13 protein-coding genes and 1 pseudogene are annotated in these 15,064 nt (G+C 62.1%); 10 read left to right on the top strand and 4 right to left on the bottom strand.

Going from position 1 to position 15,064, the window contains the following annotated elements; genetic code table 11:
* Positions 1-6: 6 nt before the first annotated feature.
* The 3 genes from FJ954_RS30225 to FJ954_RS30215 are packed head-to-tail and all read left to right on the top strand — an operon-like array spanning position 7 to position 3,065.
* A complete protein-coding gene (locus FJ954_RS30225; protein WP_140665604.1) occupies positions 7-1,104 on the top strand; it encodes an ABC transporter ATP-binding protein in 1,098 nt (365 codons plus the stop codon).
* A 33-nt stretch (positions 1,105-1,137) separates the two neighbouring features.
* Positions 1,138-2,301, top strand: coding sequence for a mandelate racemase/muconate lactonizing enzyme family protein (locus tag FJ954_RS30220; RefSeq protein WP_140665601.1), 1,164 nt, complete (start codon positions 1,138-1,140; stop codon positions 2,299-2,301).
* A 23-nt stretch (positions 2,302-2,324) separates the two neighbouring features.
* A complete protein-coding gene (locus tag FJ954_RS30215; protein WP_140665598.1) occupies positions 2,325-3,065 on the top strand; it encodes a ribonuclease activity regulator RraA in 741 nt (246 codons plus the stop codon).
* Positions 3,066-3,128: 63 nt separating this feature from the next.
* On the opposite strand, the gene FJ954_RS30210 is transcribed toward FJ954_RS30215, so the two are convergent.
* A complete protein-coding gene (locus tag FJ954_RS30210) occupies positions 3,129-4,025 on the bottom strand; it encodes a LysR family transcriptional regulator (RefSeq protein ID WP_140617578.1) in 897 nt (298 codons plus the stop codon).
* A 228-nt stretch (positions 4,026-4,253) separates the two neighbouring features.
* On the opposite strand from FJ954_RS30210, the gene FJ954_RS30205 reads away from it, so the two are divergent.
* The 7 genes and pseudogenes from FJ954_RS30205 (at position 4,254) to FJ954_RS30175 (ending at position 9,130) form a co-directional block, all read left to right on the top strand.
* Entirely contained in the window at positions 4,254-4,988 is a 735-nt protein-coding gene (locus FJ954_RS30205) for an SDR family oxidoreductase (protein ID WP_140665595.1), read from the top strand.
* Positions 4,989-5,035: 47 nt separating this feature from the next.
* Complete coding sequence (locus tag FJ954_RS30200; protein WP_140665593.1) at positions 5,036-5,788, top strand: glucose 1-dehydrogenase; 753 nt, start codon at positions 5,036-5,038, stop codon at positions 5,786-5,788.
* 31 nt (positions 5,789-5,819) lie between these two features.
* Entirely contained in the window at positions 5,820-6,422 is a 603-nt protein-coding gene (locus tag FJ954_RS30195; protein ID WP_140665590.1) for an NADPH-dependent F420 reductase, read from the top strand.
* A 120-nt stretch (positions 6,423-6,542) separates the two neighbouring features.
* Positions 6,543-6,698 (top strand): annotated as a pseudogene (locus tag FJ954_RS30190) (nuclear transport factor 2 family protein); the annotation flags it as partial.
* Positions 6,699-6,804: 106 nt separating this feature from the next.
* Positions 6,805-7,437, top strand: a complete 633-nt coding sequence (locus tag FJ954_RS30185; protein WP_140665588.1) for a class I SAM-dependent methyltransferase — start codon at positions 6,805-6,807, stop codon at positions 7,435-7,437.
* A 306-nt stretch (positions 7,438-7,743) separates the two neighbouring features.
* Positions 7,744-8,652 (top strand): ribonuclease Z, encoded by a 909-nt coding sequence (locus FJ954_RS30180; protein ID WP_140665585.1) that lies wholly within the window; start codon positions 7,744-7,746, stop codon positions 8,650-8,652.
* Between the two features lie 10 nt (positions 8,653-8,662).
* Positions 8,663-9,130 carry a metallophosphoesterase family protein gene (locus FJ954_RS30175; protein ID WP_140665582.1) on the top strand — a complete coding sequence of 156 codons (468 nt, stop codon included), beginning with the start codon at positions 8,663-8,665 and terminating at the stop codon, positions 9,128-9,130.
* Positions 9,131-9,281: 151 nt separating this feature from the next.
* Here FJ954_RS30175 and FJ954_RS30170 read toward each other — a convergent pair whose 3' ends face one another.
* The 3 genes from FJ954_RS30170 to FJ954_RS31770 all read right to left on the bottom strand — a co-directional run bounded on the left by FJ954_RS30170 (position 9,282) and on the right by FJ954_RS31770 (position 15,054).
* Positions 9,282-10,619, bottom strand: a complete 1,338-nt coding sequence (locus tag FJ954_RS30170) for an HlyD family type I secretion periplasmic adaptor subunit (RefSeq protein WP_140665579.1) — start codon at positions 10,617-10,619, stop codon at positions 9,282-9,284.
* Between the two features lie 19 nt (positions 10,620-10,638).
* Entirely contained in the window at positions 10,639-12,333 is a 1,695-nt protein-coding gene (locus tag FJ954_RS30165; RefSeq protein WP_140665576.1) for a type I secretion system permease/ATPase, read from the bottom strand.
* Positions 12,334-12,396: 63 nt separating this feature from the next.
* Complete coding sequence (locus FJ954_RS31770; protein WP_246681170.1) at positions 12,397-15,054, bottom strand: VCBS domain-containing protein; 2,658 nt, start codon at positions 15,052-15,054, stop codon at positions 12,397-12,399.
* Positions 15,055-15,064: the final 10 nt, after the last annotated feature.

Raw genomic sequence — 15,064 nt, 5'->3', positions numbered from 1 at the left:
TTGCCGATGGCCCACGTGGTCCTCAAAGATCTCGTCAAGACCTATGGCGGCTTCAAGGCCGTCAACGACGTTTCACTGACGGTCAACGACGGCGAGTTCGTTGCGCTTGTCGGCCCTTCAGGCTGCGGAAAGACGACCACGCTCAATCTCGTTGCCGGGCTGACCCCGATCACATCGGGCGACATCCTCATTGGCGACCAGGTGGTCAACGATCTCGACCCCAAGGACCGGGACATCGCAATGGTGTTCCAGAACTACGCGCTCTATCCGCAAAAGTCGGTCTACATGAACCTCGCTTTCCCGCTACAGATGCGCAAACTGCCCAGGGACGAGATCGACAAGAAGGTTAAGGAAGCGGCGCGCGTGCTCGACATGACGCACCTGCTCGAGCGCAAGCCGCGCGAACTTTCGGGCGGGCAGCAGCAGCGTGTGGCGCTGGGCCGTGCTCTCGTGCGCGATCCCGCGGTGTTTCTCATGGACGAGCCGCTCTCCAACCTCGACGCGAAACTGCGCGTACAGATGCGGTCGGAGATCAAGCGCTTCCACCAGGACCTCAAGGCGACGATCATCTATGTGACGCACGACCAGCTCGAAGCCGTCACCATGGCCGACAAGATGGCGGTGATGAACGGCGGCTTCCTGCAGCAATACGATTCACCGGCGCAGGTCTTTGCCCATCCGGTGAACATGTTCGTCGCCAGCTTCATCGGCAGCCCGGCAATGAGCCTCATTCCGCTGGAGACATTGACGGCGAACGGCAACACCGTGCTGACCAGCGCGGAGGGCTGGAGCCTCGGGCTCTCGCCGCGCAACGTCCAGAAGGTCACGGGGGCAACGACCAGGAAAATCGTGCTCGGCGCACGCCACTCGACGATCAAGCTGCACAAGAGCGCGGTGCAAGGCGGCATCCCGGCCAAGGTCTACACGGTGGAACCAACCGGAGACGTCACCTTCGTGCAGGCCTTCCTGTCCGGTGCCATCGTCAACGTCAGCGTGCCGCCCAACATTGCCGTCGCGCCCGACGAGCGGATCTGGCTCGAGTTCGACCAGGAGCGGATGCATCTGTTCGACGGTGAGACCGAGATGGCTCTCGAGGTCGACTGAGACAGGGCGGATGCGTGTGGGACGCGGGCGTGGATGACTACGAAACTTAAGATCACGGCGATCAAACCCTATCCGGCATGGGTGGGAACGCGCAATCAGATGCTGGTCAAGGTCGAGACCGACCAGGGCATCTTCGGCTGGGGCGAGAGCGGCCTGAGCGGCCGCGAGAAGGCCGTGGCCGGCGCGGTCGAGCACTATCGCGAGTTTCTTGTCGGCCGCGATCCCATGCAGATCGGGCGGATTTGGCAGGAGGTTTATCGCAGCCAGTATTTCGAAGGCGGGCGGGTTCTGCAGGCGGCTATTTCGGCCATCGATATCGCCCTCCACGATATCAAGGGCAAGGCGCTGGGGGTGCCGGTCTACGAGCTGCTGGGCGGCAAGCAGCGCGACCGGATCCCCACCTTCGCCTCGACCGGAGACGAAGCCGAGGGCGACGTTGCCATCGAGCGGGCCCGCGAACTGCGCGCACAAGGCTGGCAGGCGATCCGCTTCTTTCCCGTCGGGCAAAACAGCAGGGATGTTTTCGAGCCACGCGAGTCGATCGGCGCTACCGCGACCATGCTGAACAAGGCGCGCCGGGCGCTGGGTAACGATGTCGTCCTCGGCATCGACTATCATCATCGGCTGTCGGTGGCGGAGGCGGCGAGCTTCTGCAACAAGCTCGACCGCGGCGTGCTCGATTTTCTCGAGGAGCCGATACGCGACGAGACGCCAGAAGCGTACGAATCCCTCCGCACGATGACCGACATCCCCTTCGCCATTGGCGAGGAATTTGCCAGCAAGTGGCAGTTCCTGCCCTATATCGAGCGCGGCATCCACCAGTTCAACCGGCTCGATATCTGCAATGCCGGCGGGTTCACCGAGGCAATGAAAATCGCTGGCTGGAGCGAGGCACACTATGTGGACCTGATGCCGCACAATCCGCTTGGTCCAGTGTGCACGGCCGCGACCGTGCATCTGGCCGCCGCGGTCCCCAACTTCGCGTGGCTCGAAACCAGGGCCCCCGAAGCAAGGCTCGGCTTCGACAATTCCGAATTTTTCCCGGTGCAACCACGGCTCGACGGCCCCGACTACCCGGTGGGCGATCTGCCGGGGCTCGGCGTCGAGGTCAACGAAGAGGCCGTCCAGGCGCAGAGCTTCCGTTTCTGGGAAGCGCCCCACCTCAAGCGCCGCGATGGTTCTGTCACGAACTGGTAGTTCCCTTTCAATCGGAGTCCACAATGACGCATACTTCCGACATCACGCGGCCGCCGAAGGATCTGATCGACGCGCTAAAGGAGATCGGCGCCGCGACGGTTGCCGGCACGCTTGGCCATATGGGCTTCCGCAATCCGCATATGGTCGGCCCGGTGGCGCAGAACCACGGGAGATCGATCGTCGGGCCGGCGCTGACGCTGCAGTTCCTGCCGCAGCGGCCCGATCTTTTCAACGAGGGAGAATATGCCGATCCGGAAACACAGCTGCACCGGCATGTGCTGTACCACGCACAGGAAGGGGATGTGGTCGTGGTCGATGCGCGCGGCGACATGAGTTCGGGCGTCTTCGGCGATATGATGTCGACGTATTTCAAGGGCAGAGGCGGCGCGGGCATCGTCATCGACGGCTGCATGCGCGACCGGCCCAATGTCGAAAAGCTCGATCTGGCCCTATGGCTGCGCGGCTGGACGCCCAACTACCATGTGCAAACCAGCATTTATCCCAATGCCGTCAACGTTCCGATTGCCTGCGGCGGTGTCACCGTGATCCCCGGCGACATCATCGTCGCCGACGATGATGGGGTGGTGGTGCTACCCCTTGCGATGGCCGCGAAGGTGATCGAAGAATCCCAGAAACATCACGACTGGGAGGAGTTCTCACGCATGAAGCTCATGGAGGGCGGGTCGTTGCAACGCTATTATCCGCTGCACCCAAGTGCGACCGAAGAGTACGAGGCTTGGCGGGCAACCAACCCAAAATTTTGATGGACGATCGAGATCCCGAAATGTCTCATGAAGGGCAGGCGACCGCCAAGTCCCAGACGGGCGTTAGTCACGCGTTACGGACAGTCCCGCGATCAGCGGAGCGTACGCGGCGAGCCTGCGGGATACGAACTCCGTGAAAAGCCGAACGCGCTTCGTCTTGCGTGTCTCCCCCTGCGTGAGAATCCAGAGTGTCCCATGCATGGGCGGGTTGGTGCCCGGCACCCTCACGAGCAGGGGGTCGGCATCTCCGACAAAGCACGGCAGTTTCGTCATCCCGATCCCTTGCTGCGCCGCGATGATCTGCGTCTCGGCATCCGGAGTCCTGAACGGAGCTCCCGTGATGTGAACTTCTCCCTCGCGCGCCCAGTCCGGAATTCCATGATTGTCTATTGCGATCCACCGGAGGGGATCAGGCGTGCCCGCACGCAACGCGGGTAGTCGATCGCGAGACATGTAGACGCCGCTGAACACCTCCGGTCCCTTCAGGCCGTGAAGATTGAGCGGCAGGGTCTTGCGGTCGGCGACAATGCGGATCGCGACGTCGGCCTCTCGGTTAGTCAGATTCGCCACCTCGCCAGTGGTCAAGATTTCCATCTCGATGTCCGGATGCATACGCGCGAAGTCGGCGAGATCCGGCATGAGCAGGTGTGTGGCGAGGAACGGTGGAACTGTCACCCGCAAAAGCCCGCGCGCGCTCTGGTCGCGACCGAAGACACGCGTCTCCAGCTGGTGCGACGACGCTTCCATCTGGTTCGCGAGCTCGAGGACCTCCTCGCCCGCAGCCGTCAGGCGGTAGCCCGAAGGCAGCTTTTCGAACATCTGCGCCCCGAGGCGTTCCTCAAGTTGAGCGATGCGTCGCAGCACGGTCGAGTGATACACGCCGAGGCGCTCGGCGGCAGCCCGCACCGAGCCGCCGCGCGCGGCGGCAAGAAAGTAGCGAACGTCATCCCAGTCAATCATGGTGCATTCCCGCGCCGCCAGCTGCGCCTTCCGAAACCCATTCTAGCACGCCGAGCTGTAATGTGCGCGACTGTTGCGGCGTTCAATCGTCTGACTGGATCGTTTTCGCACCACCGATGTGCACGATTCCGCACTCACCGCCCGACTTCGGCGATCCCATGTTCAGGCTCTCGGGTTGACCCACCGTACAGCCAAAGACCCGAGATGGCGAAACGAAGGACGCACGACATGAACAGACTGAATGGAAAGACCGCCGTGATCACCGGCGGCGCTACCGGCATCGGCCGCGCCGCTGCAAAGCGCTTCATCGAGGAAGGCGCCTTCGTCTTCATCTTCGGCCGCCGGCAGCAAGCGCTCGACGCCGCTGTGGCGGACCTCGGGCCCAATGCCCGCGCGGTGAAAGGCTCGGTCTCGGATGAGGCCGACCTCGACCGGCTCTACGCTGCGGTGAAGGCCGAACGCGGAAGCCTCGACATCGTCTTCGCCAATGCCGGGGCTGGAGGCCCGCTTCCGCTCGGCCAGATCACCGCCGAGCATATTGACGAAACCTTCGGCACCAACGTGAAAGGTACGATCTTCACGGTCCAGAAGGCGCTGCCGCTGATGGGCCCGGGGGGTTCGATCATCGTGACCGGATCGAGCGCCGGCACCACGGGCGCACCGGGGTTCACTGCCTACAGCGCGAGCAAGGCGGCAGTGCGCAACCTCGCGCGGACCTGGGCGGAGGACCTGAAGGGCACCGGTATCCGCGTAAACGTGCTGTCGCCCGGGGCGACCGCGACCGACCTCGCAAAGGAAGCGCTGGGCGAGGAAGGACAGAAGGTCTTCGCCTCGATGACTCCGCTCCAGCGCATGGCCGATCCGGCGGAAATCGGGGCGGTGGCTGCCTTTCTCGCGTCGTCGGACAGCAGCTTCATGACCGCCAGCGAGGTCGCCGTTGATGGCGGCCTGGCGCAACTCTGACGCTGGCGCGTCCCGCGCCTGGCTCACACAACGAAGGATAGAAGATCATGAAAAAGCTACAAGGTAAGATCGCTGTCATCACCGGCGGAAGCAGCGGGATCGGCTTGGCGACAGCCAAGCGCTTCGTTGAAGAAGGCGCGCACGTCGTGATCACCGGGCGACGAGAGAAAGAGCTGAAGGAGGCCGCGGCCTTCATCGAGAGAAACGTTACGACGGTCGCAGGCGACGTGTCGCGCTTGGAGGATCTGGACCGGGTCTATGCCGTCGTGAAAGAGAAACACGGCCACATCGACATTCTCTTCGCGAACGCAGGCGCAGGGACAATCGCACCGCTCGCGGCAGCGACTGAGGCCCATTTTGACCAAACCTTCGATGTGAATGTGAAGGGGTTGTTTTTCACGGTACAGAAGGCGCTTCCACTATTCAGTGACGGCGGTTCGATCATCCTGACCTCTTCGGTCTCCAACGTATTGGGGCTGCCAGGGTTCAGCGCCTACGCAGCGAGTAAAGCGGCGGTGCGAAACTTCGCGCGCGCTTGGACACTGGAACTGAAAGATCGCAAAATTCGCGTGAATTCAATGAGTCCCGGACCAATCGAGACCCCGGCATTGGCGACAACGACGGGCCTTACCCCCGAGCAAGCCGAGCAAGCGGCCGCCCAGTTTGCTTCACAGATCCCAATGGGTCGCAGGGGCAAGCCAGAGGAAATCGCGGCTGCCGTCACGTTCCTTGCTTCTGACGAAAGCTCTTACATCACCGGCGTAGATTTCGCCGTCGATGGAGGCATGGCCCAGGTCTGACCTCGGCATCACACAAGATCGGAGAAACATCATGAGCTACGCAATTATCGGCTTCGGCAATATCGGCCGAGCCCTCGCCAAGGCATTTGCTCGCAAGGGCATCGAGGTATCCGTCGCAACCACGCGCGACCCGGAAAGCTTTGCCGCGGACGCGGCCGCGATCGGGCCTACGATCATCCCCAAAAAGCTGGCGGACGCGGTCAAGGCGGACATCATCTTTTTGGCAGTCCGTTTCGAGTCGCATCCGGATGTCGCGAAGGCGCTGTCCACCTGGAAGGGGAAGACCATCGTCGATGTGACCAATGCCTACGGCGTGCCCCCTGAGAAGCTGGGAGGACAGCCTTCTTCCAAGTTCATCGCGCAGGCTTTCCCCGGTGGACGACTGGTCAAGGGCTTCAACCATTTGGGCGCTGCCACCCTTGACCAAGATTCAGCAGTGCATGGCGGCAGGAGAGTCGTGTTCCTGGCGAGCGACGATGACGCTGCCGCAGCGGAGATTGGTACGCTCGCGGAAAATCTCGGCTTCTCGCCGATCAAACTTGGCGGGCTTTCGGAAGGTGGGCTGCTGGTCCAGGCGCGCGGAAATAGCTGGGGTCATCTGATCTTCAAGGACCTGGTCAAGTTCGACCGATGAACACGACCTGCCCACCGGCAGGGTCACGATGCACGGACCGGACCGAGCGTGATCCGGTCCGCGCGAAATAGGGAAATTCCCATGACTATCGAGAAGACCATCCAGACCGTGAGGGGCTCCGCGAGGGGAAGGATCAAGGCCACGAACAAGACGTTCGAGGACGACTGGACCTTCGCCATCACGGTCCGGGACGGCAGATTGACCAACATCCGGGAATACGTCGACACACAAGCACTGGCACGTGCCTCGCAGATGGACGCGTCCGGACCGGCGTAGCGCTGGCCATCAGCGGCCATCGGAATGGGGTGGACGGCGGATCAGCCGTGGATCGCCCCCTCGCACGCCTCGCGCTCGTCGAATGCTCAATCGAAAGGAGATCTCGATGTACGACCAATCCAAGCTATCCGAGTTGATCCGGTTCGCACGCCCAGATGCGGGCTTCACCGTCATCGACGTCTACCCGGGCGACGGCGACTGGACCCGCGTCTTCTCAGACATCGTGGGACCCCAAGGACGTGTCTACAGCTTCGTGCCGGCCGAAGTCGCCCACTTCAAGGACGATCCGGTCGGCCGCATGCGGACGCTCGCGAAGGAGCCGGGCCGAGAGAACGTCGAAGCCGTCTCGGCGGACCTTGTGGCGATGCCGGAGGTCACGCAGCCAGCGGATGTTATATGGCTGCATCTGTTCTATCACGATCTCCACACCGCTCTGATTCAAGCCGGGGGCGCGACGGCGGCCGACTTCAATCAAGCCGTCTACGAGCGGCTGAAGCCCGGTGGCTCCTACGTTATCGTGGACCACGCCGCCGCCGTTGGGGCCGGCACGAGCGAGGCACAGTCGCTACATCGGATCGAGCCTGCATCCGTTCGCGAGGAGGTGGAGGCGGCCGGTTTCGTCCTGGACGCGGAAAGCACCATGCTGGCGAACAAGGACGATCCGCACTCGAGCAAGGTGTTCGATCCTTCGATCAAGGGCAAGACCGATCGCTTCGCCTTTCGGTTCCTGAGGCCCTGACAGTGAGTCATCCGCCCCACAGTGGCTCAGCTCCCGCAAGCGTGAAAGCGTTGCCCTTTCCACACGAGGGCCTTGGCTGTCCGTTCTCTTGAGCAAAGGTGCTGGTGTAACGCAGCCCTCTTGAAGAGGGATCGGAGAAGATTGTGAGCTATCTCACTGCCTATAATCTGGCGCGATACGCGACACGCGATGCCGAATGCGCTCACGCTCACTCTTTTGTCGCTCCAAGCCGGTTACGCGAAGTCTATCTAGGACCGCTCCTTCGCCCGCTTTGAGGTCTCGTTGCCCGCGAGGTAGACTGCTCGCATGACATTCAGGCTTACCTTCCTCGGGACCTCGGCCAGCGTGCCCTCGGCCGGGCGCAATCACCCGGCGCTGCTCGTTGAAGCCGGCAGTCAACGGGTGCTGGTCGATTGCGGGGAAGGCACCCAGCGTCAGCTTCTGCGCAGCGGCGCCGGATTCAGGCGACTTGATCGCCTGCTCCTCACGCACGCGCACTTCGACCACGTGCTCGGGATTCCAGGCTTGTTCTCGACGCTTCGGCTCCGGCAGAGCAAGAACCATGTGACCATTCATGGCAGCGCAGACACTCTTGACGTCGTCGCCCGCATGCTCGCTGGCCTTTGGGGTAAGGGACGCGCGCCGATCCCGCTGCAACTCGTGCCGCTTGCCCCCGGACGCGTGTTCGAGGTGGATGAGTTCACCGTCGATTGCTTTCAAGTTCGCCATCGCGACACCGACAGCTATGGCTTCGTCTTCGAGACGCCGGCGCGTCGTCACCTCCGTTCGGACCGCTTGGTAGCTCTCGGTGTGCCAGACGGTCCGATCCGGAAAGATTTGGCCGAAGGCCGCTCAATTTCTCTTCCCGACGGCCGAACGATTGCTCCCGAAGCAGTCCTCGGACCACCCGAGGCTGGCAAGAAGCTGGTCATTGTAGGCGACACCGAAACCACTGATGGATTGGCCGACAAGGTGAGCGGCGCCGACCTGCTTGTCATCGAAGCCACATTCCTGCAACGAGATGCAGCGATGGCGCGCGAATACGGACATCTGACAGCCGCGGAGGCAGCATCGCTGGCAGCGACCAGCGATGTAAAGCAGCTCGTTCTTACGCACATCTCCGGCCGCTATTACGACGAAGAAATTCTCGCGGAAGCCGTTCAGGCGTTTGCGAACAGCCTTATCGCAACGGATTTCACCACCCTCACCGTCTAGTGGCAGGGCCATGACATTCAGAATTGGCGTCATCTCGGACACGCACGGCTTGCTGAGGCCGGAGGCGGCGCGTTGCCTGGCAGGGGTCGACCACATCATTCATGGAGGAGACATCGGTCGCCCTGAGATCATCACGGCGCTTCGCTGTATCGCGCCGGTTACCGCGATCAGAGGAAACGTAGACACCGGTGGCTGGGCGCTGCCATACGCGGAAACCGAGCTCGTACGCCTCGCCGGGCGAGCAATTTACGTGCTTCATGATCTCAAGACGCTGCAGATCGACCCGGTTGCCCAAGGCATCGATTTGATCGTGTCCGGTCACTCGCATGTGCCGAGGATGGAGACAGTGGATGGCGTGCTTTATTTAAATCCGGGCAGCGCTGGCCCACGACGGTTTAAGCTGCCTGTCACCCTTGCGACGGTCGACATCACTCGAGACAGCATAGAGCCTTCTATATTGGGCTTCGCAAGCGGCTGAACCAATTCAGCGCGCACATCACGCCCGCACCTATATCCGAGTGTCTCCTCGATTTTTCACAAGATGGCAGGCGCGCCGTAACGCGGAGACACGCATTCTTCGCGACTTGTTTAACGGGAGTTCTCGCCGCGTGCGGTGATGGACTGATCCGTCATTTCTGGCGAAACGCTGAGTGGAACGACACAACCAGCGGGCCTAGAATGTAGTCGAGCGCCGTGCGTTGCTCGGTAACGATCATGACTGACGCCGGCATGCCCGGATAAAGCGCGATCTGTGGGGCGGCCGCCAATTCCACGGGATCGACCGCTACGTCCGCGAGGTAATAGGGAAAGCCGGTCTTGGTATCGGTAATGCGATCCGCCGAAATGCGGGCGACGCGTCCATGAATTATGGGTATCGAACGCTGCTTGTATGATGTGAAACGAACTTCGGCGGCCATGTCGGGACGCAGGTTCGATATATCCTCGACGCGAACCTGTGCCTGGACGATCAGTGAATTCTCGGTCGGCACGATGTCAAGGATGGTCTGGCCCGGCGCCACGATCGCACCGATCGAGAAAACGCTGAGATCCATCACTTGGCCATCATAGGGTGCACGCACTTCGGCCCGGTCCATGGCGGCCTGGGCGGCGAACATCTTGGGTATGAGGTCGGACAGGTTCGATTGCGTATCGATCAGCATGGCCGACAATTTGGTCCGGCGCTCATTGGTCAATTGTGCGATCTGGCTCTCGAGCTCAGCTTTGCTCTGTTGGGTGCCGCCGATGGCGCCGAGATTATCATCGATCAAGCCCTGCAAATCCGAGGCCGACCTTTCCAGTTCCAGGACGCGTGGGCGGGTCGTCAAACCGGCCTTGAGCAGCTTCGACAGGCTGGCCTTCTCGCCGATCGTCGATTTGAGCTGGGCCCGGTAGGATTCGACCCGAGACTGCTTGCCCCGTATCTGCTCCTCGAGCTCGGCAATGCGCCGTTCGAGGATCTGCCTTGCGCCGGCCATCGAGGCGCGTTGGCTTTCCAGGTCGGCGATCTGGTTTGCCATTGCGTCCTTGAGGTAGCCCTGGTGCTCCTTGAGGATGTCCTTGGGAAAGGCAACCGCCTGGCTGCCGTCCAATTCGGCGCGGATCCTGGCATCGGTGGCGCGCAACAGTGCATATTGCTGGGCATAGAGATTGAACTCGGACCGAATCCTGGTGTCGTCCAGCTTCAGCATTATGTCGCCCTTCCTGACGACGTCGCCATCCTTAACGCGGATCTCCTTCACCGTACCGCCGTCGAAGTGCTGGACGCTCTTGCGATTGCCTTCCACCTTGACGATGGCATCGGCGAGCACGGCACCGTTCAGAGGGGCAAAAGCCGCCCAGCCGCCGAAAATGCCGAAAAAGGCCATTATGATCAGCAGGCCAATATAGGCCGGCACCCGGATGGAATCCGGAGCCAGGATGCCCGACTCGCCAGGCAGGCTATGGTAAGTGAGGGCACTGTCGCTCATCGATCTCTCCGACCACAGCTCATTGGGTCGCCACCGCCATTGGAGCCGCGCGCTGGTTGAGCAGCGCCACGATCTCGTTTCTCATGCCGAACGCCTCGACGGCGCCATCGCGCAACAGCAGGATCTTGTCGACATTCGCCAAGGTCGAGGGCCGGTGCGAGACGATGATAACAGTGCTGCCGCGGCGCTTGAGCTCGATCGCGCAGTCGCTCAGCGCACGATCGCCATCGGCGTCGAGATTGGAACTCGGCTCGTCGAGAATGATCAGTTTCGGCGTTCCAAACACCGCCCGGGCAAGAGCAATCCGTTGCCGATATCCTCCCGACAGCACGGCGCCGCCCTCCCCGATCTGCGTCTCGTAGCCCTGCGGCAGTCGGATAATCATCTCGTGTACGCCGGCGAGCCGCGCGGCCTCGATCACCTCCTGGTCGACATTGGCCTTGAAGCGCCCAATGTTGGCGGCGACGGTATCGGAGAAGAGTTCGATATCTTGCGGCAGGTAGCCGATGTGATCACCTAATGCGTCGTGCCCCCATTGCGACAGGTCGGCGCCATCCAGCCTGACTGTGCCGCGACTGGGTTGCATGACGCCGGCAAGGTGGCGCGCCAGGGTCGACTTGCCGGCACCGGAGGGGCCAACGATTCCGAGCGCCTCGCCTGCTTCCAACCGAAACGACACGTCGCGCAGAAGCACTTTCTGCTGGCTTTGAATTGCAAAGCTTACCTGCTCGACGGAAATCATGCCGCTGGGCTTCGGCAGGTTGAACGCTCTTTCGTTGCGCGCGCCCCCGTCGACCAGCCTCTCGACCCTTGCCAACGCTGCCCGCGCCAGGATTAGGCTGCGCCAGAGGCCGACGATCTGCTCGACAGGCTGCAACCCCCTGCCCAGCAGGAGGCTCGCCGCGAACATGGTGCCGCCGGTAATCTGCCGTTCGATGACCAGATAGGCGCCGAGGCCGAGGATCAGCGATTGCATGGTGAGCCGCAGGAACCGGATGAGGCCCGACATCAAGGCGGCACGGTCGCTTGCCTCCGCCTGGCGCCGCAGCGCGAGGTTGCGGTCGCGCCCCCAGCGGCGGATGAGACCGTCGATCATCCCCATGGCGCGAACGACTTCGGAGTTCCTGAGGCTCATCTCGGTGAAGTTATAGTTGTTCGTCGCCAGCTCGTTGGCCTGCTTCAGCGGCGAGCGCACGAGATACTCGTTGAGCACGGCCATGCCGATCAGGAGCAGCGAGCAGCCCAGTGCGAAGAAGCCGAGCCACGGATGCAGCAGGAAGATGATGCCGATGTAGATGGGCGACCATGGCAGATCGAACAAAGCGTGGATGCCGCTGCCGGTGATGACCTGCCTGAACGTATCGAAGTCACGGATCGGCTGGCTCGGCGAGGAGCCGGGCGATGGGGCCTCGACGGACGCGGCGAGGATCTTTGCCGAAAGCAGACGGTCGAGCCGGGCGCTGGCACGCGTCAGGATCCAGGCGCGAACCAGGTCGAGACCCGCCAGCGAAAGGAAGGCTGCCAGCAACACCAGGGTCAGCATCACGAGCGTGGTTTCGCTGCCGCTGGTGACAACCCGGTCGTAGATCTGCAGCATGTAGAGGGGGGAAGCGAGGTAGAGCAGGTTGATCGCGAGGCTGAATGCCGCCGCAACCAGGAAATAGCGGCGGCATGCCCGAAGCGCATCCTTCACAATTCGAGACTTGCTATCCACTTCCAGAACCCCACTCGATACTCGTCAGGTCAGGGAGCCGCCGTAGCCGGCGGCCCTTTTCGCTCACACCACGAAGTCGCTTGAAATCGCTCCATTGCCGATGCCGGTCAGCGTGAATTCCGCCGGATTGTACGAAACGACAGTATGACCCTGGCCGTCATCGGCAAGCTTGAAGGCGTTCGCATCATAATTGCCGACCAGATGCAGCGCGGCGCCGTGGGTGCCGTCCGAAACGGTCAGCGTTCCGCCGCTGCCATCCTGGTTTGCCTGATAGACGGCCGTCGTTCCCGCACCGAACAGGATATCGCCGAGGTCCAGCCTGTCATCATTGGTGATGCCCCCGATCCGTCCGCTGTAGTCGAAGGAATCGTCGAGTTGCAGCGTGCCGGCAGCGTCGTGTCCGAAGGTGACGTCCGTCGACGAGGCGCCGCCGAATTCCAGCTTCGACAAATTGCCGATGGTGGCATCGCCGTCGCCGGTAACCTGGCCGTGGATCACGATGTCGCCGCCATTGGCCCAGAGCATGCCTGAATTCGCCAGGCCGCCGGCGACCGTCAAGCCGCCCGAACCCGTTGCCTCGAGCGTTCCGGAGTTGGTGACGACGCTTCCACCGGTATCGATGATCAGCGCGTGCGAGCCGGTGGCGATGATGGTGCCCTGGTTATCGAGGCTGAGCATGCCGCCGCCCAGCTGGCCGGCGCCCGAGATCGTGTTGTCGACGTTGACCAGAGTGACGTCCGGCCCTGTGCCGGAAATCATATTGGCGGCGCTGTCGGACAGCAGGATCTGCCCGCCCCCCTGCAAGGTCACGCCGTGCTGGATGACCTGCAGCAGCGTATCGCTGCCGGTCGAGTCGAGCGAGATGAGGCCGCTGTTGTTGATAATGCCGCTGAGCGGCAGCAACGCGCCGTCGCCGATCGTCATGGTGCCTGAATTGTTGACCACCGGCGTCTGGTCGAACACGAAATTGCTGGCTGTGAGTGCGCCCGAATGCACGCCGTCCAGCGTGATCGACTGTCCGTCGCCGAGCGCGATCACCGCATTGCCGTTGGCATCATCGGCGATATGCGTCTGGAGGTCCGCGAAGTCCGCCAATCCGTTATAGCCGATGAGATCGATCTGGTCGGCGGCCGCATCGAAATTGTGCACCGTGTCGGCGCCAATCGGTTGCGAGAAGACGAAGAGATCGTTGCCGTGCGAGCCGGTCAGCACGTCGTCGCCGGACCAGGCAAAGATCGGCGAACCCGGTGCGTAGGCCTCGACATTATCGGCGATCGATGCGGTGCCCGTGGTGCCGTCGGCATTGATCCAGGTCATCTCGACATCGAGAACGGCGGCGCCGGTAAAGTTAACCGGCGTGGTGACGGTCAGCCCGTGCAGGTCGTTGGTCTGTGTCGTCCAGCTTCCGTCGGCATTATGGGTCGCACCGTCGATGGTCCAGCCCGAAGGCACGTCCTTCACCGTGACGGTGATGAGCGCGCTTTCATGCGAGGGGTCGGTGAGAGCAAGGTTGATAGGCTCGCCGGACGTGCCGGCGGGGGCCGTGAACTTGGAGCTGCTCCCACCGCCAGCATTGGTCTTGAATGTCACGCTGTCCACAGCCGTACTGGAATTGTGTGCCGAGCTGTTGTCGGTGACGACCGCGCTTATTTGATGAACAGAGTTGCTGACTGGGAACGGAGGCGCGCCGTCGATAAATGTATGGACGTAGTCTCCACTCACTGACCCAGCAGCCAGTTCCGCAGCGGTCATCGTATAGATGAGAACGGGCGCACCGCTAGCGTTGTCATACAATTGAACGCTCTGAATACCGCTGGCATCCGTCGCATGAACAGTGAAGGTCGACTCCTGTTGGCTCGACGAAAGCTGGTGGCTTATCGAGACGTTCGGCGGTGTAAGGTCGCTACCCGTAACGCTGATCGTCGCAGTAACGCTACTGGTATCCGCGCCTCCATTGGCCGTACCGTCTCCATCCACCAACGTGTAGGTCACCGTCTTGGCGATGGTGGCGCTGGTCGCGTTGGCATAGAGGATATGATCGGCGAGGGCCTGCGCTGCCGCCTGCGTAGCAGCGGCGTTGAAGGTCACGACCAGATTCGACCCGTTCGTGCCGCCGGTGAAGGTACCAATGAGTGTGCCACCATAGCTCACACTGTTGCCGCTGACGGTGATCTGGCCAGCGCCGGGGGCTTGATTCTGGATGGTCAACTGGTCCGTGAGCGCGCCGTTTGCCGTGAACCCGACAGTGAGCGAGCCGCCGCCGAAGTTGATGGAGTCGATGTCCGTTACTGTTCCCGCAGGAGCGATGGCAGCGGCGGCAGATCCAGCTGTATAGTTCAAGGTCGTCGAGAATCCAGCTGAAGCGCCGTTCAGATCTACTACAGGTGCATCGTTGGTGCCGTGTATGGTGACGGTGATGACCTGCGAGGTGCCGTCAGCCGTCGCCACCGTGATGCTGTCGGTGTAGTCGGTGCCGCCCACGAACTCGTTATGGGCGCTGCCCATGGCGTAGGTCCAGTGACCCGTAGCGTCGATCGAGAACGTGCCGTAGCCGTTGCTGCCGGCCACGTTGGTCTGCACGACAAAGGCGTTCGAGCTGTCGGGATCAGTGGCAACCAGGGTGCCGCCGGTCGACTGCGCCGCATTGGCCTCGATCACTGCGCCGTTCGCCGTGCCGGTGATGACGGCCGCGTCGTTGGTGCCGTGGATGGTGATCGTCACCACCTGGGCG

The organism is Mesorhizobium sp. B2-3-15, assembly GCF_006442875.1.
GTDB classification, from domain to species: domain Bacteria; phylum Pseudomonadota; class Alphaproteobacteria; order Rhizobiales; family Rhizobiaceae; genus Mesorhizobium; species Mesorhizobium australicum.
Note: the sequence above shows the minus strand (reverse complement) of the source record. Positions and strands in the feature narration are given on the sequence as shown.

What these genes read in the sequence shown, in the direction of transcription:
- FJ954_RS30205 (WP_140665595.1), top strand. Translation starts at nt 4,254, where the DNA reads ATGAACAGACTGAATGGAAAGACCGCCGTGATCACCGGCGGCGCTACC.
- FJ954_RS30170 (WP_140665579.1), bottom strand. Translation starts at nt 10,619, where the DNA reads ATGAGCGACAGTGCCCTCACTTACCATAGCCTGCCTGGCGAGTCGGGC.
- FJ954_RS30200 (WP_140665593.1), top strand. Translation starts at nt 5,036, where the DNA reads ATGAAAAAGCTACAAGGTAAGATCGCTGTCATCACCGGCGGAAGCAGC.
- FJ954_RS30180 (WP_140665585.1), top strand. Translation starts at nt 7,744, where the DNA reads ATGACATTCAGGCTTACCTTCCTCGGGACCTCGGCCAGCGTGCCCTCG.
- FJ954_RS30175 (WP_140665582.1), top strand. Translation starts at nt 8,663, where the DNA reads ATGACATTCAGAATTGGCGTCATCTCGGACACGCACGGCTTGCTGAGG.
- FJ954_RS30220 (WP_140665601.1), top strand. Translation starts at nt 1,138, where the DNA reads ATGACTACGAAACTTAAGATCACGGCGATCAAACCCTATCCGGCATGG.
- FJ954_RS30195 (WP_140665590.1), top strand. Translation starts at nt 5,820, where the DNA reads ATGAGCTACGCAATTATCGGCTTCGGCAATATCGGCCGAGCCCTCGCC.
- FJ954_RS30185 (WP_140665588.1), top strand. Translation starts at nt 6,805, where the DNA reads ATGTACGACCAATCCAAGCTATCCGAGTTGATCCGGTTCGCACGCCCA.
- FJ954_RS30215 (WP_140665598.1), top strand. Translation starts at nt 2,325, where the DNA reads ATGACGCATACTTCCGACATCACGCGGCCGCCGAAGGATCTGATCGAC.
- FJ954_RS30225 (WP_140665604.1), top strand. Translation starts at nt 7, where the DNA reads ATGGCCCACGTGGTCCTCAAAGATCTCGTCAAGACCTATGGCGGCTTC.
- FJ954_RS30210 (WP_140617578.1), bottom strand. Translation starts at nt 4,025, where the DNA reads ATGATTGACTGGGATGACGTTCGCTACTTTCTTGCCGCCGCGCGCGGC.